Raw genomic sequence first — 24,166 nt, 5'->3', positions numbered from 1 at the left:
TGTGTTAACTCCGATTGTTAAATGACGACACGAAATGCATAACCAAACGTAAAATTCGCCTGGCTGCGCAAAGAGTGAGTGCATACTACCAAATCAGGTGTATCTGGCAATTTATTGCGTTGAATCGGCATCACGTTTCAGTTAGCGAGTATAGTCTTCAGGACACATTTTCCAATCCACCATGCAAAATTGAGGACAGGTTATGCAGGCTTTAATCTTAGAACAGCAAGACAGCAAAACCCTCGCATCCGTGCAAACGCTTGACGAAAGTCAGTTACCAGAAGGTAATGTCACGGTGGATATCCACTGGTCCAGCCTGAACTATAAAGATGCGCTCGCCATCACCGGAAAAGGGAAAATCATCCGCAATTTTCCGATGATTCCGGGAATCGATTTTGCCGGTACCGTTCGTAAAAGCGAAGATCCTCGTTTTCATGTGGGGCAGGAAGTCCTCCTGACCGGCTGGGGCGTGGGGGAAAACCATTGGGGTGGGCTGGCGGAACAGGCTCGCGTAAAAGCGGACTGGCTGGTTGCACTGCCGAAAGGGCTGGACAGCCGTAAAGCGATGGTGATCGGCACCGCCGGGTTTACCGCCATGCTGTGCGTGATGGCGCTTGAAGAGGCGGGTATTCGCCCGGAAGACGGTGAAATCGTCGTGACGGGCGCCAGTGGCGGCGTTGGCAGTACTGCGGTCGCACTGCTGCATAAACTGGGCTATCAGGTCGCGGCGGTCTCCGGACGCGAAAGCACGCATGATTATCTCAAACAACTCGGCGCCTCGCGCATTCTGGGCCGGGATGAATTTGCCGAGTCTCGCCCGCTGGAAAAACAACTCTGGGCCGGAGCCATCGACACCGTTGGCGATAAAGTGCTGGCGAAAGTGCTGGCGCAGATGAACTACGGTGGATGCGTTGCCGCGTGCGGCCTGGCGGGTGGGTTCGCACTGCCAACCACGGTGATGCCATTTATTCTGCGTAACGTACGTTTACAGGGCGTGGACTCCGTCATGACACCGCAAGATCGCCGCGCTCAGGCCTGGCAACGTCTGGCGAATGATTTACCCGAGTCGTTCTACACTCAGGCGGCAACGGAAATTTCGCTGGTGGATGCACCGAAGTTTGCAGACGCGATCATTAATAACCAGATACAGGGTCGTACGCTGGTGAAGATCGCCTAATCTTCAAATTTTCGTGACATATTCGCGTTAAACACGCTCCTCCGTCATGCTTAACAAAACTCATGATGGAGGATGCGATGAAAGCCAGAAAATTGACGGAAAACGACGTTACCGCTGAATCGGTATTTATGCTCAAACGTCGTCAGGTCCTGAAGATGTTGGGGATTGGCGCGACAGCGCTTACGCTGCCGTCGGTTGCTCACGCCGATTTGATCGACTGGTTTAAAGGTAACGATCGCCCTCCCGCCCCCGCCGGAAAAGCACTTGATTTCGGCAAACCCAAAGAATGGCAAAACACGCTGCAGTTAACGCCGGAAGATAAAGTTACAGGCTACAACAATTTCTATGAGTTTGGCCTCGATAAAGCCGATCCCGCCGCCAATGCGGGCAGCATGAAAACCGATCCCTGGACGTTGAAAATCAGCGGCGAAGTAGCCAAACCGCTAACCCTTGATCACGATGCCCTTACGACGCGTTTTCCTTTAGAGGAGCGCATCTACCGTATGCGCTGCGTCGAAGCCTGGTCGATGGTAGTGCCGTGGATTGGCTTTCCTTTACATAAACTGCTGGCTCTCGTTGAGCCCACCAGCAATGCAAAATATGTCGCGTTCGAGACTCTTTACGCACCGGACGAGATGCCGGGACAAAAAGATCGCTTTATTGGCGGCGGGTTAAAATATCCCTATGTTGAGGGATTACGGCTGGATGAAGCTATGCATCCGTTGACGCTGTTGACCGTGGGTGTCTATGGCAAAGCGCTGCCACCGCAAAATGGCGCGCCCATTCGTCTGACGGTTCCGTGGAAATATGGTTTTAAAGGCATCAAGTCGATTGTCAGCATCAAACTGACCCGCGAACGCCCGCCAACGACCTGGAACCTCGCGGCACCGAATGAGTACGGTTTTTACGCCAACGTTAATCCGCATGTCGATCATCCTCGCTGGTCACAGGCAACGGAACGATTTATTGGCGCAGGTGGAATACTGGATGTGCAACGACAACCCACCTTACTGTTTAATGGCTATGCCGACGAAGTAGCGTCACTGTATCGTGGTCTGAATTTGCGGGAGAACTTCTAAGTGCGACTCACTGCAAAACAGATTACCTGGCTAAAAGTGGCGCTTCATCTGGCGGGATTGCTACCGTTTCTCTGGCTGTTCTGGGCCATTAACAGCGGCGCGCTCAGCGCCGATCCGGTGAAAGACATTCAGCACTTCACCGGTAGGATGGCTCTGAAATTTTTGCTCGCCGCCTTGCTGGTCACGCCGCTCACGCGCTACGCTAAACAGCCATTATTGATACGCACCCGTCGCCTGCTGGGGTTATGGTGTTTTGCCTGGGCGACGCTGCATCTGACCAGCTATGCGCTGCTCGAATTGGGTATCCATAACCTGGTTCTGTTAGGGCGAGAGCTCATCACCCGCCCCTATTTAACGCTGGGGATCATCAGTTGGATTATCTTATTTTTGCTCACGCTGACCTCGACGCAGGCGGCACAGCGAAAACTGGGTAAACGCTGGCAACTTTTACACAACTTCGTCTATCTTGTGGCGATCCTGGCCCCCATCCATTATCTATGGTCGGTAAAAATTTTATCCCCTCAGCCCATCGTTTATGCTCTGCTGGCACTGGCGCTTTTAGCCTGCCGTTACAAGAAGTTCCGCCAGTGGTGGCGCTAGTTCCGTGAACTGTGCACCCGCTTGCAAAACGCAGAGACTCGGATGTTATTTGTGTGTTAGCTGTTGATTATCTTCCCTGATAAGACCAGTATTTAGCTGCCAATTGCTACGAAATCGTTATAATGTGCGACCCTGGCTGCCTGGACAGCGTTTTTAAGACGTTGAAAAGGTGACAATCGAGCAATGAAGGTATATTTTGTGTTTTGCCGGAGGATTGCAGCAAATCGCGGCATGTTAACCGACAAGTCTCACACCTGCTGTTGAGGCGGAATATACCGGCGTCCTGATGGGCAAAAGCCGTTTTGCCGTTGGGACTCACGCTTTACTGACAGCGCCAGGTGCCTGTCACAATCACACTAAACAAAGAGTACGGAACCCACTCATGGATATTCGTAAGATTAAAAAACTGATCGAGCTGGTTGAAGAATCAGGCATCTCCGAACTGGAAATCTCTGAAGGCGAAGAGTCTGTACGCATCAGCCGCGCAGCACCTGCTGGTAGCTTCCCGGTGATGCAACAAGCCTACGCTGCACCAATGATGCAGCCGCCACAACCTGCTCTGTCTAACGCAGTTGCTCCGGCAGCAGAAGCGCCGGCGGCCGCCGCAGCAGAAATCAGTGGTCACATCGTACGTTCCCCAATGGTTGGTACTTTCTACCGCACCCCGAGCCCGGACGCGAAGGCGTTCATCGAAGTGGGTCAGAAAGTCAATGTAGGCGATACCCTGTGCATCGTTGAAGCCATGAAAATGATGAACCAGATCGAAGCAGACAAGTCAGGTACTGTGAAAGCGATTCTGGTCGAAAGTGGTCAGCCGGTAGAATTTGACGAGCCACTGGTCGTCATCGAGTAACGAGGCGAACATGCTGGATAAAATTGTTATCGCCAACCGCGGCGAGATTGCATTGCGAATTCTTCGTGCCTGTAAAGAACTGGGCATTAAGACGGTCGCTGTGCACTCAAGCGCGGACCGCGATTTAAAACATGTATTATTGGCGGATGAAACGGTTTGTATTGGCCCGGCTCCGTCCGTAAAAAGTTATCTGAACATCCCGGCTATCATCAGTGCCGCTGAAATCACTGGCGCGGTGGCTATTCACCCGGGTTACGGCTTCCTCTCCGAGAACGCCAACTTTGCTGAGCAGGTTGAACGTTCTGGTTTTATCTTCATCGGACCGAAAGCTGACACCATTCGTCTGATGGGTGACAAAGTCTCGGCAATCACCGCGATGAAGAAAGCGGGTGTCCCGACCGTACCGGGCTCTGATGGTCCGCTCGGCGACGATATGGATGCCAACCGTGCCCATGCGAAACGCATCGGTTATCCGGTGATCATCAAAGCGTCCGGCGGCGGCGGCGGTCGCGGCATGCGCGTGGTACGCGGCGATGCTGAACTGGCGCAATCCATCTCCATGACCAAAGCTGAAGCGAAAGCAGCATTCAGCAACGACATGGTATACATGGAGAAATACCTCGAAAACCCACGTCACATCGAAATTCAGGTGCTGGCGGACGGTCAGGGGAATGCTATCTATCTGGCTGAGCGTGACTGTTCTATGCAGCGTCGTCACCAGAAAGTTGTCGAAGAAGCACCGGCTCCAGGCATTACGCCGGAACTGCGTCGCTACATCGGTGAGCGTTGCGCCAAAGCGTGTGTTGATATCGGCTATCGCGGCGCAGGTACGTTTGAGTTCCTGTTCGAAAACGGCGAGTTCTACTTTATTGAGATGAACACCCGTATTCAGGTTGAACACCCGGTGACGGAAATGATCACCGGCGTTGACCTGATCAAAGAACAGTTGCGTATCGCGGCAGGCCAGCCGCTGTCGATCAAGCAAGAAGAAGTGCAGGTGAAAGGCCATGCGGTGGAATGCCGTATCAACGCCGAAGATCCGAACACCTTCCTGCCAAGCCCGGGTAAGATCACCCGTTTCCACGCGCCAGGTGGTTTTGGTGTGCGTTGGGAGTCTCATATCTATGCCGGTTACACCGTACCGCCATACTATGATTCCATGATCGGCAAGCTCATCTGCTACGGCGAAACCCGTGACGTGGCGATTGCCCGTATGAAGAACGCATTGCAGGAGCTCATCATCGACGGCATCAAAACCAACGTTGATTTGCAGACCCGCATTATGAACGACGAGCACTTCCAGCATGGTGGTACCAATATCCACTATCTGGAGAAGAAACTCGGTCTTCAGGAAAAATAAGACTGCACTCGCGTTAAAAGGCCGGAAATTCCGGCCTTTTTTATTTGTGGGGAGCGCCATTCCCTTAAGGTACAATCCCCGCTTTCTTTTTCCATAAGGGACATAAAATGGACAAACGTTTTGTTCAGGCCCATAAAGAAGCGCGCTGGGCGCTGTGGCTGACCCTTCTCTACCTGGCCGCCTGGCTGGCCGCAGCGTATCTGCCAGGGGTCACGCCAGGCATTACCGGACTGCCTCACTGGTTCGAGCTGGCCTGTCTGCTGACACCACTGATCTTCATTTTGCTGTGCTGGGCAATGGTGAAATTTATCTACCGCGACATTCCGCTGGAGGATGACGATGCAGCTTGAGGTCATTCTGCCGCTTATCGCCTATCTGGTCGTCGTATTTGGGCTTTCCGTTTATGCGATGCGTAAACGTCAAAGCGGCACGTTTCTGAACGAATATTTCCTCGGCAGCCGTTCTATGGGCGGGATCGTCCTCGCAATGACGCTGACCGCAACGTACATCAGCGCCAGCTCCTTTATCGGTGGTCCAGGCGCCGCCTATAAATACGGTCTGGGATGGGTGTTGCTGGCGATGATTCAACTCCCGGCGGTCTGGCTGTCGTTGGGGATCCTTGGCAAGAAATTCGCCATTCTGGCGCGTCGTTATAATGCCGTCACGCTCAATGACATGCTGTTTGCCCGCTACCAGAGCCGTCTGCTGGTGTGGCTGGCGAGTCTCAGCCTGTTAGTGGCTTTTGTTGGCGCTATGACCGTCCAGTTCATCGGTGGCGCGCGCCTGCTGGAAACCGCCGCGGGGATTCCCTACGAAACGGGGCTACTGATTTTCGGTATCAGTATCGCACTGTACACCGCGTTCGGTGGTTTCCGTGCCAGCGTACTTAACGATACGATGCAGGGACTGGTGATGCTGATTGGCACCATCGTGCTGCTTGTCGGCATCGTTCATGCCGCAGGTGGCCTGAACCAGGCTGTGGAAACGTTAAATACCATCGATCCGAAACTGGTCTCTCCACAAGGCGCTGATGATATCCTGACGCCGTCGTTTATGACCTCATTCTGGGTGCTGGTCTGCTTTGGCGTGATTGGTCTGCCGCACACGGCGGTGCGCTGTATCTCCTACAAAGACAGCAAAGCGGTACACCGGGGAATTATTATCGGTACCATCGTGGTGGCGATCCTGATGTTTGGTATGCATCTTGCCGGGGCGCTGGGTCGTGCGGTAATCCCCGACCTGACGGTGCCGGATCTGGTGATTCCCACGTTGATGGTGAAAGTGCTGCCGCCTTTTGCCGCCGGGATCTTCCTTGCCGCACCGATGGCAGCCATTATGTCGACCATCAACGCCCAGTTGCTGCAAAGTTCCGCTACGATCATTAAAGATCTCTATCTCAATCTGCGTCCGGAACAGTTGCAGAATGAGAAACGACTGAAGCGGATGTCGGCCATCATCACGCTGCTCTTAGGCGCGTTGTTGTTGTTGGCTGCCTGGAAACCGCCAGAGATGATTATCTGGCTGAATCTGTTGGCCTTTGGGGGGCTGGAAGCGGTGTTCTTATGGCCGCTGGTGCTTGGCCTTTACTGGGAACGCGCGAACGCGACCGGCGCGCTGAGTGCCATGATTGTGGGTGGCGTCCTGTACGCGATTCTCGCCACGTTTAAAATCCAGTACCTGGGCTTCCATCCGATTGTGCCCTCGTTGCTGCTAAGTTTGCTGGCTTTCCTGGTCGGAAACCGTTTCGGTTCACCCCTTCAGGAAACCGCGATATTGACTACTGATAAATAAAGAGTTTTGCCATGCCATGGATTCAACTGAAACTAAATACAACGGGCGCTAACGCAGAAGAGTTGAGCGATGCCCTGATGGAAGCAGGTTCCGTTTCCATCACCTTCCAGGACACGCACGACACGCCGGTTTTTGAGCCTTTACCAGGGGAAACGCGCCTGTGGGGCGATACCGATGTTATCGGTCTGTTTGATGCAGAAACCGATATGAAAGAGGTTGTCGCCATTCTGGAACACCATCCGCTGCTGGGCGCCGGTTTCGCGCATAAGATTGAACAACTGGAAGATAAAGACTGGGAACGTGAATGGATGGATAACTTCCACCCGATGCGTTTCGGCGAACGCCTGTGGATTTGCCCAAGCTGGCGCGATGTGCCGGATGAGAATGCCGTCAACGTGATGCTCGATCCTGGCCTGGCATTTGGCACCGGCACTCATCCAACGACTTCACTGTGCCTGCAATGGCTGGATAGCCTCGATTTAGCCGGAAAGACGGTTATCGACTTTGGCTGCGGCTCCGGCATTCTGGCCATTGCCGCGCTTAAACTGGGTGCGGCCAAAGCGATCGGTGTTGATATCGATCCCCAGGCGATTCAGGCCAGCCGCGATAATGCTGAGCGTAACGGTGTATCAGAACGTCTGGAGCTTTATCTGCCACAGGATCAACCAGACGCCCTCAAAGCCGACGTGGTGGTTGCCAATATCCTGGCAGGCCCATTACGTGAACTGGCCCCTTTAATCAGCGTCCTGCCCGTTACAGGCGGTCTGCTGGGCCTTTCTGGTATTCTTGCCAGCCAGGCCGACAGCGTTTGTGATGCGTATGCCGATCTCTTCACTCTCGATCCTGTGATTGAAAAAGAAGAATGGTGCCGAATTACAGGTCGTAAGAAGTAATTTTCCCTCACTACGTGGCCTCATCGCGGGCCACGCTTTTTAGCATTTTCAATGCATACTCACAGCCCTCTTCACGTTAAAATAGTGCCTTAACTCATTGAAGTTATGAACATAAATCACTAATCTTATTCAACGGAAGAATGTAATGAAACTCTTTTCAGGCACGGCTGTTTTCCTGGCATTAGGCATGTTGCCGTTCACGGCGATGGCGTCACACTGGAGTTATGAAGGTGAAGGCGCCCCGGAACATTGGGCTGCTCTCAATGGTGAATACAAAACCTGTCAGACGGGAATGAATCAGTCGCCAATTAATATTGACACCACACTGCAAGCGCATGTTTCCCCACTGGTCACAAACTATTCAGATGGTCCGGTTACGCTCATCAACAATGGTCACACCGTGCAAGCTGGCCTGAAACAAACAACGTCGGATACGGTCACGATTGATGGCGTTACCTTCACGTTACAGCAATTCCATTTCCACGCGCCGAGCGAGAATACGGTACACGGCAAGCATTACGCGATGGAGATGCACCTTGTCCATAAAAATGCAAAAGGGGCGGTAGCAGTCGTCGCGGTCATGTTCGATAAAGGAGCGGCCAATCCTGAACTGGAAAAGCTCTGGAGCACAATGCCTGAGAAAGTGGAACAGGACGTAAAAATCACCTCGCAAATGGACCTCAACGCCCTCCTGCCAAAGGATAAGACTTACTGGCGCTTCAGCGGTTCGCTGACCACGCCGCCCTGTTCTGAGGGAGTGACCTGGATTGTCCTGAAACACCCTCTGACACTCTCTGCTGAACAGTTAGCGAAATTTACGCATACCATGCATCACGATAATAATCGTCCGACACAGCCACTCAACGGTCGCGTGGTCGTCGAATAAACCCAGACTGCGCAATCATCTGCTGAAATGCGAGTATAGCCACACTAACTCTCTCTAATCTGCTGATTAATTCAGCAGATTATCTCGTCAGTCCATACTCTCTCCAGGAAAAAATGAGAAGTTACGCAAAATTATCTGCGTACAGATTTTGGACACATTTTCGTAATGCAATGATTTGTATAGCTTATTATTCAGCGTTGTGGTGTTTAACAGCGATTCTTTGATCCATCGCAGAGGATTGCTCAAAGTTTGGCCTTTCATCTCGTGCAAAAAATGCGTAATATACGCCGCCTTGCAGTCACAGTATGGTCATTTCTTAACTCATGCGCATCGGACAATACCAGCTTAGAAATCGCCTGATCGCAGCGCCCATGGCTGGCATCACTGACAGACCATTCCGGACGCTGTGCTATGAGATGGGAGCAGGTTTGACGGTATCCGAGATGATGTCTTCTAACCCTCAGGTTTGGGAAAGTGACAAGTCTCGTTTACGGATGGTGCACGTTGATGAGCCAGGAATTCGCACGGTGCAAATTGCCGGTAGCGACCCTGTTGAGATGGCCGATGCCGCACGTATTAACGTGGAAAGCGGCGCCCAAATTATTGATATCAATATGGGGTGTCCGGCTAAAAAAGTGAATCGCAAGCTCGCAGGTTCAGCCCTCTTGCAGTACCCGGATTTGGTGAAGTCGATACTGACCGGGGTCGTTAATGCAGTGGACGTTCCTGTCACCCTGAAGATTCGCACCGGCTGGGCTCCGGAACACCGTAACTGCGTAGAGATTGCCCAACTGGCTGAAGACTGTGGCATTCAGGCTCTGACCATTCATGGACGCACCCGCGCCTGTTTGTTCAATGGAGATGCTGAGTACGACAGTATTCGGGCAGTTAAGCAGAAAGTTTCCATTCCGATTATCGCGAATGGTGACATTACTGACCCGCTTAAAGCCAGAGCTGTGCTTGACTATACGGGGGCTGATGCCCTGATGATAGGCCGTGCAGCTCAGGGAAGACCCTGGATCTTTCGGGAAATCCAGCATTATCTGGACACTGGGGAGTTGCTATCCCCCCTGCCTCTGGCAGAGGTTAAGCGCTTGCTTTGTGCGCATGTTCGGGAACTGCATGACTTTTATGGCCAGGCAAAAGGGTACCGAATCGCGCGTAAACACGTCTCCTGGTATCTCCAGGAGCACGCTCCAAATGACCAGTTTCGGCGCACATTCAACGCCATTGAGGATGCCAGCGAACAGCTGGAGGCGTTGGAGGCATACTTCGAAAATTTTGCGTAAACAGAAATAAAGAGCTGACAGAACTATGTTCGAACAACGCGTAAATTCTGACGTACTGACCGTTTCTACCGTTAACTCTCAGGATCAGGTAACCCAAAAACCCCTGCGTGACTCGGTTAAACAGGCACTGAAGAACTATTTTGCTCAACTGAATGGTCAGGATGTTAATGATCTCTATGAGCTGGTACTGGCTGAAGTAGAACAGCCCCTGTTGGACATGGTGATGCAATACACCCGTGGTAACCAGACCCGTGCTGCTCTGATGATGGGCATCAACCGTGGTACGCTGCGTAAAAAATTGAAAAAATACGGCATGAACTAATTTCGATTAGCGAATTGCTTGTTTAAAAAGGCGCAAACCGGCATGGGGAAGCGCCTTTTTTATACGCTTCTTATGTGGAGCAGGTATGAACTCACGCATAGACCCCCACTATTTTGGCGATGAATCAACCTCGATCATCCATGGAGATGCGCTTGCCGAACTGAAAAAGCTTCCTGCTGAAAGCATCGATTTGATCTTTGCCGATCCCCCTTACAACATTGGTAAGGATTTTGACGGGATGGTGGAATCCTGGGATGAAGAGATCTTCCTCACCTGGCTATTCGCGTGCATAGAGGAATGTCATCGGGTCCTGAAACCACACGGCACGATGTACATCATGAACAGCACCGAAAACATGCCGCATATCGATCTCAAATGCAGAACGCTGTTTACCATCAAAAGTCGGATTGTCTGGTCTTACGACAGTTCAGGCGTCCAGGCGAAAAAATACTTTGGCTCGATGTACGAACCGATACTGATGATGGTGAAAGATGCCAGACAATACACTTTCAACAGCGACGCCATTCTGGTCGAGGCGAAAACCGGCGCAAAGAGAGCGCTGATCGATTATCGCAAAAATCCCCCACAGCCCTACAACACACAAAAGGTTCCAGGCAATGTCTGGGCGTTTCCCCGCGTCCGCTATTTGATGGATGAATATGAAAATCACCCCACCCAGAAACCTCTCGCATTGTTGAAGCGAATCATCCTGGCCTCCTCAAATCCCGGTGATACCGTGCTGGATCCTTTCGCAGGCAGTTTTACGACAGGTGCCGTCGCGGTGGAGTCTGAACGCCGGTTTATCGGTATTGAGCTCAATACTGAGTACGTGAAGACAGGTCTCAGACGGCTCAACATCGGCTCGCATTACACCACTGAGGAACTGGCGAAAGTCAAAAAGAGAAAGACAAAAAACCTGTCAAAAAAGAACCGAATGGCGTCGGATGTGAAGAGAACCGTTGTAAAGTAAAAGCATTGTAAGCCTGCTTTTCAGAAAGAATTTTTCGTGTATATTTCCTGCACGCCAGAGCATGAATACACAGGATTTGACCATGATTCGTAAGTATTGGTGGCTGATTGTTTTTGCGGTCTCCGTTTTCCTTTTTGACGCCTTACTCATCCAGTGGATTGAAATGATCACCACGGAGTCTGATAAGTGCCGTAATATGAACTCAGTGAATCCCTTAAAGCTGGTCAACTGTGCCGATCTGGATTAGCGCCAGACTCTGGTATGACGGAAAGATTATATTTCTTCAGTAATCAGTTTTGATTCGCCCTTTGGCATGGCGTTTTCATTTGGGGTTAACATTCTGAGCACATTGTCAACCAGCGCCGGGGCTTGCTGATAAAGATCATAACTGGCGGGATTCATTAGCCAGTTTTTCACAATGCCGCTAAAACTCCCGCGAATAATAATTAAGACAACGTCTAAATCCAGCGTATTCGACACCCATCCTCGAATCATACTTTCCTGTAATGCTTCCCGCAGACCTATCTGACTGAAGCCAATTCTGTCACGTATTTCCTGCTCTGATATCATACCATCATGAAATTCACATTTATGATATAAAATCTGCATCAACGCCTGCTGTCTGGGGATCTGCGCAATATATTGTAGTGATGCAATTAATTTTGCACGCAGTTGCTGTAAAGGATTATCTCCGGCGGATAACGAGATCCTGTCCTGAATCAGATCGCGTAATGGCGGTTGTTGCTGCCAGATTTCGTTAAAGAGCTGAATCTTATTTTCGAAATGCCAATAGATAGCGCCCCTGGTAACCTGCGCCGCATCTGCGATATCGTTAAGCGTGGTGTTTCCTACGCCCCGCTCCGCGAACTGTGTGATTGCTGTTTCAATTAAATGCTGTCGTGTTTTGAGCGCTTCGGCTTTTGTTTTCTTAGGCATGAGTGATCACATCGGGAACAAAATAAAATACTGCCGCGCAGGATGATCGTGTGAACGACTTTAGCACCTCATCACGTTATAAACGAGAGATAAGCGAAACATCTCAGCACAAAAAATTCAAATATATAAAATACGCAAATTTAAAATATAAAATCATTCACCAAAAGAATGAGCATTTCTAAATTTATCCATCGTCGACAAAAAATGACAAAAAAGAGCGCGACAACGCAATGCCACCCGATTATTTTTGTTTTTACGTGCCGTCTCCCACGCCTTAAAATAAGTATTACTTACATCGCGAGGTAATAATTTGTAGGATGGTCAACTATTATTTCTTCGTGCACGTTACCGCCTTGCTCTTATCAGGTAAATAACGAGTTATTGGTTTTAAAGGAACTGTAATGACGAAACATGCCAGGTTTTCACTCCTGCCCTCATTCCTCATAATTTCTGCTGTGCTACTCGCCGGTTGTAACGATCAGGATGATCCCAATGCTCATCCTGCCGAACCGCAAGTGACCGTTCATGTTGTCGCAACCGCCCCATTAGCAGTGACGACCGAATTGCCCGGACGGACATCTTCATTCCGTATCGCTGAAGTTCGTCCCCAGGTTAGCGGCATTATACTTAAAAGAAACTTCATCGAAGGTAGCGATGTGGAGGCAGGGCAATCGCTCTACCAAATCGATCCTGCAACCTGGCAGGCTAATTTCGATAGTGCAAAGGGCGAGCTGGCAAAAAGTCAAGCCGCTGCGACTATCGCTCACCTGACGGTTAAGCGCTACGTTCCTTTGGTGGGCACCAAATACATCAGCCAGCAGGAATACGATCAGGCTATCGCTAATGCGCGTCAGGCTGATGCTTCGGTCATTGCAGCGAACGCCGCGGTAGAGAGTGCGCGTATTAATCTGGCTTACACCAAAGTCACGTCACCAATAAGCGGTCGTATTGGGAAATCCAGCGTCACCGAAGGCGCGTTGGTGACCAACGGCCAGGCGACGGCACTGGCAACCGTGCAGCAACTCGATCCTATCTATGTTGATGTCACACAATCCAGCAACGACTTCATGCGTCTTAAGTACGCCATCGAGCAAGGTAATCTGCACAAAGACAATACCACCAGTAATGTCGAACTGGTCATGGAAAATGGCAGCGTTTATCCCCTGAAGGGAACGCTACAGTTTTCTGATGTCACGGTAGATGAAAGTACCGGCTCAATCACCCTTCGTGCAGTCTTCCCCAATCCACAACATACCCTGTTGCCCGGAATGTTTGTACGCGCACGCATTGATGAAGGTGTACAGCCGAATGCGATCCTCATCCCCCAGCAAGGTGTAACGCGTACCCCACGCGGGGATGCCACTGTACTGGTCGTTAATAACCAAAGTCAGGTTGAGTCTCGCACCGTTGTTGCGTCACAGGCCATCGGTGACAAATGGCTTATCAGCGAGGGGTTACAACCTGGCGACAATGTCATCGTCAGTGGCGTACAAAAAGCACATCCTGGCGCGAAGGTGAAAGCCATTCCGGATGCCGACGCCCCTGCTGTGAAAACGGCGAAATAAGGTAACCGGACATGGCAAACTTTTTTATCAGACGCCCTATCTTTGCCTGGGTCCTGGCTATCATTCTGATGCTGGCAGGAGCCCTGGCAATTCTACAACTGCCTGTTGCGCAATATCCCACCATTGCGCCACCGGCGGTGGCCATTTCCGCGACCTACCCGGGCGCGGATGCACAGACCGTGCAGGACACCGTCACTCAGGTTATCGAACAGAACATGAATGGTATCGATAACCTGATGTATATGTCCTCCACCAGCGACTCTGCGGGTGGCGTGACCATCACGCTGACCTTCCAGTCCGGTACGAATCCGGATATCGCTCAGGTACAGGTTCAGAACAAGCTGCAACTGGCAACGCCATTACTCCCACAGGAAGTCCAGCAACAAGGGATCAGCGTGGAGAAATCAAGCAGCAGCTTCCTGCTGGTCGCGGGCTTCGTTTCAGATAATCCACAGATTACGCAGGACGATATTTCTGATTACGTCGCATCGAATGTGAAAGACTCAATTAGTCGTCTGAACGGGGTAGGTGACGTACAGCTGTTTGGTGCACAGTATGCAATGCGTATCTGGATGGATGCCAATCTGTTGAACAAATTCCAGCTCACACCGGTTGATGTCATCAATCAACTGAAAGTGCAGAACAACCAAATTGCGGCGGGTCAACTTGGCGGAACACCTGCACTGCCTGGGCAACAGCTTAATGCCTCCATCATTGCGCAGACACGTCTGAAAGATCCCGAGGAATTCGGCAAAGTCACACTGCGTGTTAATAGCGATGGATCCGTGGTACATCTCAAAGATGTCGCGCGTATTGAGCTTGGGGGTGAAGACGAAAACGTGATCGCCCGAATAAATGGTAAGCCTGCAGCAGGCCTGGGGATAAAACTGGCGACCGGCGCTAACGCGCTGGATACCGCCACGGCGATCAAAGCCAAACTTGCCGAACTTCAGCCCTTCTTTCCCCAGGGAATGAAAGTGGTCTACCCATATGACACTACGCCGTTTGTGAAAATCTCTATTCACGAAGTGGTAAAAACGTTGTTTGAAGCGATTGTGCTGGTTTTCCTAGTGATGTATCTGTTTTTACAGAATATTCGCGCCACGCTGATTCCCACGATAGCCGTACCCGTCGTACTGCTGGGTACGTTTGCAGTCCTGGCTGCTTTCGGTTATTCAATAAACACCCTGACCATGTTCGGAATGGTGTTGGCAATTGGTTTGCTTGTCGATGATGCAATTGTGGTGGTGGAAAACGTTGAACGCGTGATGATGGAGGACCAGTTGCCGCCTAAAGAGGCGACCGAGAAATCGATGTCGCAGATTCAGGGCGCGCTGGTGGGGATTGCCATGGTGCTGTCTGCCGTGTTTATCCCAATGGCCTTTTTTGGCGGATCCACCGGGGCTATCTATCGCCAGTTCTCCATCACCATTGTGTCAGCAATGGCGCTTTCGGTTCTGGTCGCGTTGATACTCACCCCGGCCCTTTGCGCTACCTTGCTCAAACCGGCATCCGCAGAACATCATGGTAAGAAAAGTGGCTTCTTCGGCTGGTTTAATGACAAATTTGATCTCAGCGTCAATCACTACACTAACAGTGTCAGCGGGATCGTGCGTAATACCGGGCGCTATCTGCTCATTTATCTGTTGATAGTCATCGGAATGGCCGTTCTGTTTCTGCGCCTGCCCACCTCCTTTCTGCCTGATGAAGATCAGGGCGTCTTCATGACCATGATCCAGTTGCCTGCCGGGGCGACACAGGAACGTACCCAAAAGGTCCTGGATCAAGTGACAAACTACTACCTGAATAATGAAAAGGAAAATGTCGAAAGTGTCTTTACTGTTAACGGGTTTAGCTTCAGTGGTCAGGGGCAAAACGCAGGGCTGGCCTTTATTAGCCTGAAACCCTGGGAAGCCCGTAGTGGCGAAGAAAACAGCGTGCAATCGATCATTACCCGTGCCACACATGCCTTCAGTAAGATCAATGATGGGCTGGTCTTTCCCTTCAACATGCCTGCAATCCTTGAGCTTGGCACGGCAACTGGCTTTGACTTTGAGCTCATTGATCAGGGCGGATTAGGTCATACCGCACTGACAGCCGCACGTAATCAATTATTAGGCATGGTAGCGCAACATCCTGATGTGCTGGTGCGCGTTCGACCCAACGGTCTTGAGGATACCGCTCAGTTCAAACTGGATGTTGATCAGGAAAAAGCGCAGGCCCTTGGCGTCTCCCTGTCAGATATCAATCAGACGATTTCGGCGTCGCTGGGCAGCAACTACGTCAATGACTTCATCGATCGTGGACGCGTAAAGAAAGTGTATGTTCAGGCCGATGCAAAATTCCGCATGCTGCCAGAGGATATCAACAATCTCTACGTGCGTAGTGCGAACGGGGAAATGGTGCCTTTCTCAAGTTTCAGTTCTGCACACTGGGTTTACGGTTCTCCCAGACTGGAGCGTTACAACGGTATGCCATCGATGGAACTCCTGGGCGAGGCGGCGGCTGGCAGAAGCACTGGTGAAGCAATGGCGCTGATGGAAGAACTGGCAACAAAACTACCTGGCGGAATCGGCCATGACTGGACCGGGATGTCTTATCAGGAACGTTTGTCAGGCAACCAGGCACCAGCGCTCTATGCAATTTCCTTAATCGTGGTGTTCCTGTGCCTGGCTGCACTTTATGAGAGCTGGTCCATTCCTTTCTCGGTTATGTTAGTGGTTCCGCTCGGCGTGGTAGGAGCGCTTCTGGCAGCTTCTCTGCGCGGGTTGAATAACGACGTTTATTTCCAGGTCGGGTTGTTAACCACGATTGGACTTTCCGCTAAAAACGCCATTCTGATTGTGGAGTTTGCCAAAGACCTGATGGAAAAAGAAGGTCGTGGATTGATTGAAGCAACGCTTGAAGCAGCGCGTATGCGTTTGCGCCCTATCCTGATGACCTCTCTTGCATTCATCCTCGGTGTAATGCCACTGGTTATCAGTCGGGGAGCAGGGAGCGGAGCGCAAAACGCGGTGGGTACAGGTGTTATGGGGGGAATGCTGACAGCGACGCTGCTGGCTATTTTCTTTGTTCCGGTATTCTTTGTCGTCGTTCGGCGACGCTTCATAAAACAGCAGGATTAATGTGTAAATAAAGGCGTCTCCGGACGCCTTTTTTACATTTCTTTCTCTCTTTATTTATTAAGAAGATAGTCATTTATGCTGCTTAATAAGAAACGTATTTCTCCATTATTTTTACAATCCACATGAATTGAGATTATTCCTTATGCCAATCTTTTTTTAAGCGGTGGTAAAATTCGTTTTGTATTCGCAAAGCGTCAGTATTTATTTTACTGCATTTAGCGGAGCACTTATTTTTTTGAGGTAACACCATGAAAAGATTCATTTCAGTTGCATTACTTGCGACATTACTGGCGGGTTGTGCACACGATTCCCCCTGCGTTCCGGTATATGATGATCAGGGACGTCTCGTTCATACCAATACTTGCATGAAAGGCTCGACTCAGGATAACTGGGAAACCGCGGGTGCCATTGCTGGTGGGGCCGCCGCCGTCGCAGGGCTCACGATGGGCATCATTGCGTTGTCAAAATAGTCTTATCAGGGCGCGTAACATACCGCGCCCTGAACTTAAGACAATCATTTTTATATAATATAAGATGTTGAAAAGTTATCTGTCTATTTCATTTTAATTATCAATAGCGTCCAGCCCTCACTTTACCCTCATTGATCTATTAATGCTCACCTTCTCGATATTCACCTCCGAAATTGTTATTTCGCTTAGTGAACGTTGTTTAAAATATTTTGCTCTAAAATGTGGCTTACGTTTCAGTTTCGCACCATTTCAGGGCGCTGAGTTTATTTTTTCCTGTCTACACTCTGCTTATTGCGTCGAACTCATAAACGCAAAACCTGGCACTACCTTTGCTTAATAAAGTATGGCCAATGCCACAGACAGGTAAAAGACGTTGCAGAACGTCTCTCTATAACAATAATTTCGCCACACAGGATGCATTATGAAAAAGATGATGATGGCCACGCTGGCTACTGCCAGTGTGCTGCTTGCGGTTGCAAATCAGGCACATGCTGGCACAACTCTGGATGCTGTAAAAAAGAAAGGGTTTGTCCAATGCGGTATCAGTGATGGTCTGCCCGGTTTTTCTTACGCTGATGCGAACGGGAAATTTTCCGGGATCGATGTCGATGTGTGTCGTGGTGTTGCCGCTGCGGTTCTGGGGGATGATACCAAAGTGAAATATACCCCGCTCACCGCTAAAGAGCGTTTCACCGCATTACAGTCTGGTGAAGTCGATCTTCTCTCACGTAACACCACCTGGACCTCCTCACGCGATGCAGGTATGGGTATGTCCTTCACGGGTGCCACCTACTATGACGGCATTGGCTTCCTGACCCACAACAAAGCAGGCCTGAAAAGCGCAAAAGAGTTAGACGGTGCCACCGTATGTATCCAGGCGGGAACAGATACAGAGCTGAACGTCGCCGACTATTTTAAAGCTAACAACATGAAGTACACCCCGGTCACCTTTGACCGCTCCGATGAGTCGGCAAAAGCGCTGGAGTCCGGGCGTTGCGATACTCTCGCTTCCGACCAGTCTCAACTGTATGCCTTACGTATTAAGCTGAGTAATCCGACAGAGTGGATAGTACTGCCAGAAGTGATCTCGAAAGAGCCGCTGGGACCTGTTGTTCGTCGTGGCGATGACGAGTGGTTCTCAATTGTGCGCTGGACGCTATTTGCCATGCTGAATGCTGAAGAGATGGGCGTAACCTCGAAGAATGTCGACGAGAAAGCGGCAAACCCGTCAACGCCTGACATGGCGCATCTGCTGGGCAAAGAAGGGGATTACGGCAAAGATCTGAAGCTCGACAACAAGTGGGCTTATAACATCATCAAGCAAGTGGGTAACTACGCTGAGATCTTCGAGCGCAATGTGGGATCGGAAAGCCCGCTCAAGATCAAACGTGGACAGAACAATCTCTGGAATAACGGCGGCATTCAATACGCACCGCCAGTGCGTTAAGTCGTTGTGATGTAACGAGCGTCGCACCTGCGACGCTCAGTTCAGAGTCATGGTTACCGAGGCTTCCTTATGTTTCATCGCCGCTCAAATATAAAAGGGTCACTTTCCTTTTCAAACCCTGCGGTCCGCGCCTGGCTGTTTCAATTTCTCGCCATTCTCGCGGTCATAGCAGTTGCTATCTACTTAATCCATAACACAATTAATAACCTGAGCAGTCGCGGCATTACCTCGGGATTTGCGTTTCTCGACCGCAGCGCCGGGTTCGGCATCGTCCAGCATCTGATCGACTATCAGCAAGGCGATACGTATGGGCGCGTTTTTCTGGTCGGTCTGCTCAATACGCTGCTGGTTTCTGCGCTGTGTATTGTCTTCGCATCCTTCCTCGGCTTCTTCCTTGGATTAGCACGACTCTCAGATAACTGGTTATTGCGTAAACTTTCAACGGTTTATATTGAAACCTTCCGTAATATCCCTCCGTTGCTCCAAATCTTTTTCTGGTATTTTGCGGTTCTACGTAATTTACCCGGGCCACGTCAGGCTGCAAGCGCGCTGGATCTCGTTTTCCTGAGTAATCGAGGACTCTATATCCCTTCCCCACAGTCAGGAGAAGGTTTACTCGCTTTCCTGATCGCTGTAATTATTGCTATCACGCTCTCCGTTGGCCTGTTCCGCTTCAATAAAATGCATCAGATGAAAACGGGACAACTAAGGAGAACCTGGCCTGGGGCATTGGGACTGCTTGTGCTGTTACCGTTAATCACACACGGGCTTTTTGGCGCGGCGCTGCACTGGGATATTCCGCAACTGCATGGTTTTAACTTCCGTGGGGGGATGGTACTTATTCCTGAACTGGCGGCGCTTACGCTGGCGCTGTCGGTCTACACCTCAGCGTTTATTGCCGAAATCATTCGCGCAGGTATTCAGGCTGTTCCCCATGGGCAACATGAAGCAGCCCGTTCGCTGGGATTACCCAATACCGTAACCCTGCGCCAGGTCATCATTCCTCAGGCGCTGCGGGTCATCATTCCCCCGTTAACCAGCCAGTATCTGAATATTGTAAAAAACTCATCGCTGGCTGCTGCCATTGGCTATCCCGACATGGTTTCACTGTTCGCCGGAACAGTGCTTAATCAGACAGGGCAGGCGATTGAAACTATCGCCATCACTATGTCGGTGTATCTGATCATCAGCCTGAGCATTTCACTGCTGATGAACCTCTATAACCGGCGAATAGCCCTCATTGAGCGCTAAGGAAATATGATGACAAAAGCGCTGCTGTCTCATCCCATGCGTCCGGCCAGCAACGGCCCCGGTAGCTCAATTATGTGGGTACGCAAAAATCTCTTCTCCAGTTGGTCAAACAGCCTGTTGACGCTGTTTTGTTTATGGCTGATGTGGGAGTTGATTCCTCCTTTACTGAACTGGGTGTTCCTTCAGGCTAACTGGGTGGGCTCCACTCGGGCAGACTGTACAAAAGCCGGAGCCTGTTGGGTATTTATTCATGAACGTTTTGGTCAGTTCATGTATGGGCTTTATCCTCACGACCAGCGCTGGCGTATTAACCTCGCGCTGCTCATCGGCCTGGTATCCATTGCGCCCATGTTCTGGAAATCACTCCCCCGTCGCGGACGCTATATTGCCGCCTGGGCCGTCATCTACCCGATAGTAGTCTGGTTCTTACTGTATGGGGGTTTTTTGGGGCTGGAGCGGGTCGAAACGCGCCAGTGGGGCGGCCTGACGCTGACCCTGATTATTGCATCTGTCGGGATCGCGGGGGCTCTTCCCTTAGGCATTTTACTGGCGCTGGGACGTCGTTCTCACATGCCTGTCGTGCGGGTATTATCCGTCATTTTTATCGAATTCTGGCGCGGCGTCCCCCTGATCACCGTACTGTTTATGTCTTCGGTCATGCTGCCGCTGTTTATGTCAGAAGGAACCAGTATCGACAAGCTTATTCGCGCGCTGGTTGGCGTGATCCTCTTTCAATCCGCCTATGTCGCGGAAGTGGTCCGTGGGGGATTACAGGCACTGCCAAAAGGTCAGTATGAAGCTGCGGAATCTCTGGCGCTGGGATACTGGAAAACGCAGGGACTGGTCATTTTACCCCAGGCTTTAAAACTGGTTATTCCTGGACTGGTTAACACGATCATTGCCCTGTTTAAGGATACCAGCCTGGTGATCATCATCGGGTTATTTGACCTGTTCAGTAGCGTACAGCAAGCGACTGTTGACCCGGCCTGGCTGGGAATGTCGACGGAAGGTTACGTTTTCGCTGCACTGATTTACTGGATTTTCTGTTTCAGCATGTCGCGCTACAGCCAGCATCTGGAAAAGCGCTTTAACACCGGGCGTACGCCGCACTGAGGATTTTATGAGCCAATTATTAATACAACCTGCCGATGCGATGATTACGCTGGAAAAGGTCAACAAATGGTACGGTCAGTTTCATGTGCTTAAAGACATCAATCTGCGCGTCAAACAGGGGGAACGCATTGTTTTGTGCGGTCCTTCAGGTTCAGGTAAATCGACCACCATTCGCTGTATCAATCATCTGGAAGAGCATCAGCAAGGACGAATCGTTGTTGATGGCATCGAGTTGAATAAGGATATCCGTAATATTGAGCGCGTCCGGCAGGAAGTCGGCATGGTATTTCAGCACTTCAACCTCTTTCCCCATTTAACGGTTCTGCAAAACTGTACGCTGGCACCGATTTGGGTTCGCAAGATACCAACAAAAGAAGCGGAGGCGCTGGCAATGCACTATCTGGAACGTGTGCGTATCGCAGAACACGCCCACAAATTTCCGGGGCAGATCTCCGGAGGCCAACAACAGCGCGTGGCCATTGCCAGATCGCTATGTATGAAACCCAAAATTATGTTATTTGATGAGCCTACATCGGCACTGGATCCGGAGATGGTGAAAGAGGTTCTGGATACGATGATTGGCCTGGCGCAATCAGGAATGACGATGCTGTGCGTAACGCATGAGATGGGATTTGCCAGGACAGTGGCCGACAGGGTGATCTTTATGGATCGTGGTGAAATTGTTGAGCAGGCGCCGCCCGATGAGTTCTTTGCACATCCTAAATCAGAACGTACTCGTGCATTTTTATCCCAGGTGATTCACTAAACCAACGAATCAGAAATGCAAAAAGGCCCGGTCTTTTGACCGGGCCTTTTGCTTTATTTGATGTCTGGCAGTTCCCTACTCTCGCATGGGGAGACCCCACACTACCATCGGCGCTACGGCGTTTCACTTCTGAGTTCGGCATGGGGTCAGGTGGGACCACCGCGCTACAGCCGCCAGACAAATTCTTTTCTACTGTGCCGAACTTTAACCTAATTAAGTGGTGCTGATACCCAGAGTCGAACTGGGGACCTCACCCTTACCAAGGGTGCGCTCTACCAACTGAGCCATATCAGCACGCTAAATTTGATGCCTGGCAGTTCCCTACTCTCGCATGGGGAGACCCCACACTACCATCGGCGCTACGGCGTTTCACTTCTGAGTTCGGCATGGGGTCAGGTGGGACCACCGCGCTACGGCCGCCAGGCAAATTCTTTGTGCTCAGTACGCAATTCTTTATCGCATCAGCTGCGCAAATTATTGCGTACTCAACTCTGAATCAGTGCTGAAAATCTTCTCTCAAACCCGCCAAAACATCTTCGGCGTTGTAAGGTTAAGCCTCACGGTTCATTAGTACCGGTTAGCTCAACGCATCGCTGCGCTTACACACCCGGCCTATCAACGTCGTCGTCTTCAACGTTCCTTCAGGACCCTTAAAGGGTCAGGGAGAACTCATCTCGGGGCAAGTTTCGTGCTTAGATGCTTTCAGCACTTATCTCTTCCGCATTTAGCTACCGGGCAGTGCCATTGGCATGACAACCCGAACACCAGTGATGCGTCCACTCCGGTCCTCTCGTACTAGGAGCAGCCCCCCTCAATTCTCCAGCGCCCACGGCAGATAGGGACCGAACTGTCTCACGACGTTCTAAACCCAGCTCGCGTACCACTTTAAATGGCGAACAGCCATACCCTTGGGACCTACTTCAGCCCCAGGATGTGATGAGCCGACATCGAGGTGCCAAACACCGCCGTCGATATGAACTCTTGGGCGGTATCAGCCTGTTATCCCCGGAGTACCTTTTATCCGTTGAGCGATGGCCCTTCCATTCAGAACCACCGGATCACTAAGACCTGCTTTCGCACCTGCTCGCGCCGTCACGCTCGCAGTCAAGCTAGCTTATGCCTTTGCACTAACCTCCTGATGTCCGACCAGGATTAGCTAACCTTCGTGCTCCTCCGTTACTCTTTAGGAGGAGACCGCCCCAGTCAAACTACCCACCAGACACTGTCCCCACGCCGGATCACGGCGCCAGGTTAGAACATCAAACATTAAAGGGTGGTATTTCAAGGTCGGCTCCACGCAGACTGGCGTCCACGCTTCAAAGCCTCCCACCTATCCTACACATCAAGGCTCAATGTTCAGTGTCAAGCTATAGTAAAGGTTCACGGGGTCTTTCCGTCTTGCCGCGGGTACACTGCATCTTCACAGCGAGTTCAATTTCACTGAGTCTCGGGTGGAGACAGCCTGGCCATCATTACGCCATTCGTGCAGGTCGGAACTTACCCGACAAGGAATTTCGCTACCTTAGGACCGTTATAGTTACGGCCGCCGTTTACCGGGGCTTCGATCAAGAGCTTCTCCTTACGGATAACCCCATCAATTAACCTTCCGGCACCGGGCAGGCGTCACACCGTATACGTCCACTTTCGTGTTTGCACAGTGCTGTGTTTTTAATAAACAGTTGCAGCCAGCTGGTATCTTCGACTGATTTCAGCTCCACGAGCAAGTCGCTTCACCTACATATCAGCGTGCCTTCTCCCGAAGTTACGGCACCATTTTGCCTAGTTCCTTCACCCGAGTTCTCTCAAGCGCCTTGGTATTCTCTACCTGACCACCTGTGTCGGTTTGGGGTACGATTGTCTGTTACCTGATGCTTAGAGGCTTTTCCTGGAAGCAGGGCATTTGTCACTTCAGCACCGTAGTGCCTCGTCATCACGCCTCAGTGTTAAAGTGAACCGGATTTTCCTGGAACACACACCTATACGCTTAAACCGGGACAACCGTCGCCCGGCCAACATAGCCTTCTCCGTCCCCCCTTCGCAGTAACACCCAGTACAGGAATATTAACCTGTTTCCCATCGACTACGCCTTTCGGCCTCGCCTTAGGGGTCGACTCACCCTGCCCCGATTAACGTTGGACAGGAACCCTTGGTCTTCCGGCGAGCGGGCTTTTCACCCGCTTTATCGTTACTTATGTCAGCATTCGCACTTCTGATACCTCCAGCATACCTCACGATACACCTTCACAGGCTTACAGAACGCTCCCCTACCCAAC

21 protein-coding genes, 1 tRNA gene and 3 rRNA genes are annotated in these 24,166 nt (G+C 51.0%); 20 read left to right on the top strand and 5 right to left on the bottom strand.

Annotation, left to right across the window (positions count from 1 at the left end; genetic code table 11):
* Positions 1-202: 202 nt before the first annotated feature.
* The 13 genes from WB371_RS00125 (at position 203) to WB371_RS00065 (ending at position 11,467) form a co-directional block, all read left to right on the top strand.
* Complete coding sequence (locus WB371_RS00125) at positions 203-1,177, top strand: MDR family oxidoreductase (protein ID WP_336218129.1); 975 nt, start codon at positions 203-205, stop codon at positions 1,175-1,177.
* 77 nt (positions 1,178-1,254) lie between these two features.
* Complete coding sequence (gene msrP / locus WB371_RS00120; protein ID WP_336218128.1) at positions 1,255-2,256, top strand: protein-methionine-sulfoxide reductase catalytic subunit MsrP; 1,002 nt, start codon at positions 1,255-1,257, stop codon at positions 2,254-2,256.
* Positions 2,257-2,856, top strand: coding sequence for a protein-methionine-sulfoxide reductase heme-binding subunit MsrQ (msrQ, locus tag WB371_RS00115; RefSeq protein WP_336218127.1), 600 nt, complete (start codon positions 2,257-2,259; stop codon positions 2,854-2,856).
* A gap of 382 nt (positions 2,857-3,238) precedes the next feature.
* Entirely contained in the window at positions 3,239-3,709 is a 471-nt protein-coding gene (gene accB, locus WB371_RS00110; protein ID WP_336218126.1) for an acetyl-CoA carboxylase biotin carboxyl carrier protein, read from the top strand.
* Between the two features lie 10 nt (positions 3,710-3,719).
* A complete protein-coding gene (gene accC, locus WB371_RS00105; RefSeq protein ID WP_336218125.1) occupies positions 3,720-5,069 on the top strand; it encodes an acetyl-CoA carboxylase biotin carboxylase subunit in 1,350 nt (449 codons plus the stop codon).
* Between the two features lie 107 nt (positions 5,070-5,176).
* Positions 5,177-5,419 (top strand): YhdT family protein, encoded by a 243-nt coding sequence (locus tag WB371_RS00100; RefSeq protein ID WP_336218124.1) that lies wholly within the window; start codon positions 5,177-5,179, stop codon positions 5,417-5,419.
* Entirely contained in the window at positions 5,409-6,860 is a 1,452-nt protein-coding gene (panF, locus tag WB371_RS00095; RefSeq protein WP_336218123.1) for a sodium/pantothenate symporter, read from the top strand. Before WB371_RS00100 ends, panF begins: the two co-directional genes overlap by 11 nt.
* Positions 6,861-6,871: 11 nt before the next feature.
* Positions 6,872-7,753, top strand: a complete 882-nt coding sequence (gene prmA / locus WB371_RS00090; RefSeq protein WP_336218122.1) for a 50S ribosomal protein L11 methyltransferase — start codon at positions 6,872-6,874, stop codon at positions 7,751-7,753.
* Between the two features lie 145 nt (positions 7,754-7,898).
* Positions 7,899-8,639: a carbonic anhydrase family protein gene (locus tag WB371_RS00085; RefSeq protein ID WP_336218121.1), complete on the top strand. Its 741-nt coding sequence runs from the start codon at positions 7,899-7,901 to the stop codon at positions 8,637-8,639.
* A gap of 323 nt (positions 8,640-8,962) precedes the next feature.
* Complete coding sequence (gene dusB, locus WB371_RS00080) at positions 8,963-9,928, top strand: tRNA dihydrouridine synthase DusB (protein WP_044327070.1); 966 nt, start codon at positions 8,963-8,965, stop codon at positions 9,926-9,928.
* A gap of 25 nt (positions 9,929-9,953) precedes the next feature.
* Positions 9,954-10,250, top strand: a complete 297-nt coding sequence (gene fis, locus WB371_RS00075) for a DNA-binding transcriptional regulator Fis (RefSeq protein WP_000462905.1) — start codon at positions 9,954-9,956, stop codon at positions 10,248-10,250.
* A gap of 85 nt (positions 10,251-10,335) precedes the next feature.
* A complete protein-coding gene (gene yhdJ, locus WB371_RS00070) occupies positions 10,336-11,220 on the top strand; it encodes an adenine-specific DNA-methyltransferase (protein ID WP_336218120.1) in 885 nt (294 codons plus the stop codon).
* Positions 11,221-11,302: 82 nt separating this feature from the next.
* Complete coding sequence (locus tag WB371_RS00065; RefSeq protein ID WP_336218119.1) at positions 11,303-11,467, top strand: DUF2556 family protein; 165 nt, start codon at positions 11,303-11,305, stop codon at positions 11,465-11,467.
* Between the two features lie 26 nt (positions 11,468-11,493).
* On the opposite strand, the gene envR is transcribed toward WB371_RS00065, so the two are convergent.
* Positions 11,494-12,156, bottom strand: coding sequence for an acrEF/envCD operon transcriptional regulator (envR, locus tag WB371_RS00060; RefSeq protein ID WP_336218118.1), 663 nt, complete (start codon positions 12,154-12,156; stop codon positions 11,494-11,496).
* A gap of 401 nt (positions 12,157-12,557) precedes the next feature.
* On the opposite strand from envR, the gene WB371_RS00055 reads away from it, so the two are divergent.
* The 7 genes from WB371_RS00055 to WB371_RS00025 all read left to right on the top strand — a co-directional run bounded on the left by WB371_RS00055 (position 12,558) and on the right by WB371_RS00025 (position 21,893).
* Positions 12,558-13,721, top strand: a complete 1,164-nt coding sequence (locus WB371_RS00055; RefSeq protein WP_336218117.1) for an efflux RND transporter periplasmic adaptor subunit — start codon at positions 12,558-12,560, stop codon at positions 13,719-13,721.
* Between the two features lie 11 nt (positions 13,722-13,732).
* A complete protein-coding gene (locus tag WB371_RS00050; RefSeq protein WP_336218116.1) occupies positions 13,733-16,846 on the top strand; it encodes an efflux RND transporter permease subunit in 3,114 nt (1,037 codons plus the stop codon).
* 248 nt (positions 16,847-17,094) lie between these two features.
* Positions 17,095-17,316 (top strand): lipoprotein, encoded by a 222-nt coding sequence (locus WB371_RS00045; RefSeq protein WP_336218115.1) that lies wholly within the window; start codon positions 17,095-17,097, stop codon positions 17,314-17,316.
* Between the two features lie 421 nt (positions 17,317-17,737).
* Positions 17,738-18,763: an amino acid ABC transporter substrate-binding protein gene (locus tag WB371_RS00040; protein ID WP_336218114.1), complete on the top strand. Its 1,026-nt coding sequence runs from the start codon at positions 17,738-17,740 to the stop codon at positions 18,761-18,763.
* Between the two features lie 69 nt (positions 18,764-18,832).
* Entirely contained in the window at positions 18,833-20,014 is a 1,182-nt protein-coding gene (locus tag WB371_RS00035) for an amino acid ABC transporter permease (protein ID WP_336218113.1), read from the top strand.
* A 9-nt stretch (positions 20,015-20,023) separates the two neighbouring features.
* Complete coding sequence (locus tag WB371_RS00030) at positions 20,024-21,127, top strand: amino acid ABC transporter permease (RefSeq protein WP_336218603.1); 1,104 nt, start codon at positions 20,024-20,026, stop codon at positions 21,125-21,127.
* A 7-nt stretch (positions 21,128-21,134) separates the two neighbouring features.
* The gene (locus tag WB371_RS00025) at positions 21,135-21,893 is read left to right on the top strand and encodes an amino acid ABC transporter ATP-binding protein (RefSeq protein ID WP_336218112.1); all 759 of its coding nucleotides are present in this window, start codon (positions 21,135-21,137) and stop codon (positions 21,891-21,893) included.
* Positions 21,894-21,955: 62 nt separating this feature from the next.
* On the opposite strand, the gene rrf (WB371_RS00020) is transcribed toward WB371_RS00025, so the two are convergent.
* From rrf (WB371_RS00020) to WB371_RS00005, 4 genes are all read right to left on the bottom strand, one after another.
* Positions 21,956-22,071, bottom strand: a 5S ribosomal RNA gene (gene rrf, locus WB371_RS00020).
* Positions 22,072-22,111: 40 nt separating this feature from the next.
* A tRNA-Thr gene (locus WB371_RS00015) sits at positions 22,112-22,187 on the bottom strand.
* A 14-nt stretch (positions 22,188-22,201) separates the two neighbouring features.
* Positions 22,202-22,317: ribosomal RNA gene (gene rrf, locus WB371_RS00010) — 5S ribosomal RNA — on the bottom strand.
* A 122-nt stretch (positions 22,318-22,439) separates the two neighbouring features.
* A 23S ribosomal RNA gene (locus WB371_RS00005) occupies positions 22,440-24,166 on the bottom strand; the annotation flags it as partial.

Source organism: Citrobacter amalonaticus (assembly GCF_037053465.1).
Classification (GTDB): Bacteria; Pseudomonadota; Gammaproteobacteria; order Enterobacterales; family Enterobacteriaceae; genus Citrobacter_A; species Citrobacter_A amalonaticus_H.
This window is presented reverse-complemented; position numbering and strand designations above follow the sequence as displayed.

Bases quoted from the DNA above. Each gene is read 5' to 3' on its own strand.
- WB371_RS00125 (WP_336218129.1), top strand. From the start codon at position 203: ATGCAGGCTTTAATCTTAGAACAGCAAGACAGCAAAACCCTCGCATCC.
- msrP (WP_336218128.1), top strand. From the start codon at position 1,255: ATGAAAGCCAGAAAATTGACGGAAAACGACGTTACCGCTGAATCGGTA.
- accB (WP_336218126.1), top strand. From the start codon at position 3,239: ATGGATATTCGTAAGATTAAAAAACTGATCGAGCTGGTTGAAGAATCA.
- accC (WP_336218125.1), top strand. From the start codon at position 3,720: ATGCTGGATAAAATTGTTATCGCCAACCGCGGCGAGATTGCATTGCGA.
- WB371_RS00100 (WP_336218124.1), top strand. From the start codon at position 5,177: ATGGACAAACGTTTTGTTCAGGCCCATAAAGAAGCGCGCTGGGCGCTG.
- panF (WP_336218123.1), top strand. From the start codon at position 5,409: ATGCAGCTTGAGGTCATTCTGCCGCTTATCGCCTATCTGGTCGTCGTA.
- prmA (WP_336218122.1), top strand. From the start codon at position 6,872: ATGCCATGGATTCAACTGAAACTAAATACAACGGGCGCTAACGCAGAA.
- WB371_RS00085 (WP_336218121.1), top strand. From the start codon at position 7,899: ATGAAACTCTTTTCAGGCACGGCTGTTTTCCTGGCATTAGGCATGTTG.
- dusB (WP_044327070.1), top strand. From the start codon at position 8,963: ATGCGCATCGGACAATACCAGCTTAGAAATCGCCTGATCGCAGCGCCC.
- fis (WP_000462905.1), top strand. From the start codon at position 9,954: ATGTTCGAACAACGCGTAAATTCTGACGTACTGACCGTTTCTACCGTT.
- yhdJ (WP_336218120.1), top strand. From the start codon at position 10,336: ATGAACTCACGCATAGACCCCCACTATTTTGGCGATGAATCAACCTCG.
- WB371_RS00065 (WP_336218119.1), top strand. From the start codon at position 11,303: ATGATTCGTAAGTATTGGTGGCTGATTGTTTTTGCGGTCTCCGTTTTC.
- envR (WP_336218118.1), bottom strand. From the start codon at position 12,156: ATGCCTAAGAAAACAAAAGCCGAAGCGCTCAAAACACGACAGCATTTA.
- WB371_RS00055 (WP_336218117.1), top strand. From the start codon at position 12,558: ATGACGAAACATGCCAGGTTTTCACTCCTGCCCTCATTCCTCATAATT.
- WB371_RS00050 (WP_336218116.1), top strand. From the start codon at position 13,733: ATGGCAAACTTTTTTATCAGACGCCCTATCTTTGCCTGGGTCCTGGCT.
- WB371_RS00045 (WP_336218115.1), top strand. From the start codon at position 17,095: ATGAAAAGATTCATTTCAGTTGCATTACTTGCGACATTACTGGCGGGT.
- WB371_RS00040 (WP_336218114.1), top strand. From the start codon at position 17,738: ATGAAAAAGATGATGATGGCCACGCTGGCTACTGCCAGTGTGCTGCTT.
- WB371_RS00035 (WP_336218113.1), top strand. From the start codon at position 18,833: ATGTTTCATCGCCGCTCAAATATAAAAGGGTCACTTTCCTTTTCAAAC.
- WB371_RS00030 (WP_336218603.1), top strand. From the start codon at position 20,024: ATGACAAAAGCGCTGCTGTCTCATCCCATGCGTCCGGCCAGCAACGGC.
- WB371_RS00025 (WP_336218112.1), top strand. From the start codon at position 21,135: ATGAGCCAATTATTAATACAACCTGCCGATGCGATGATTACGCTGGAA.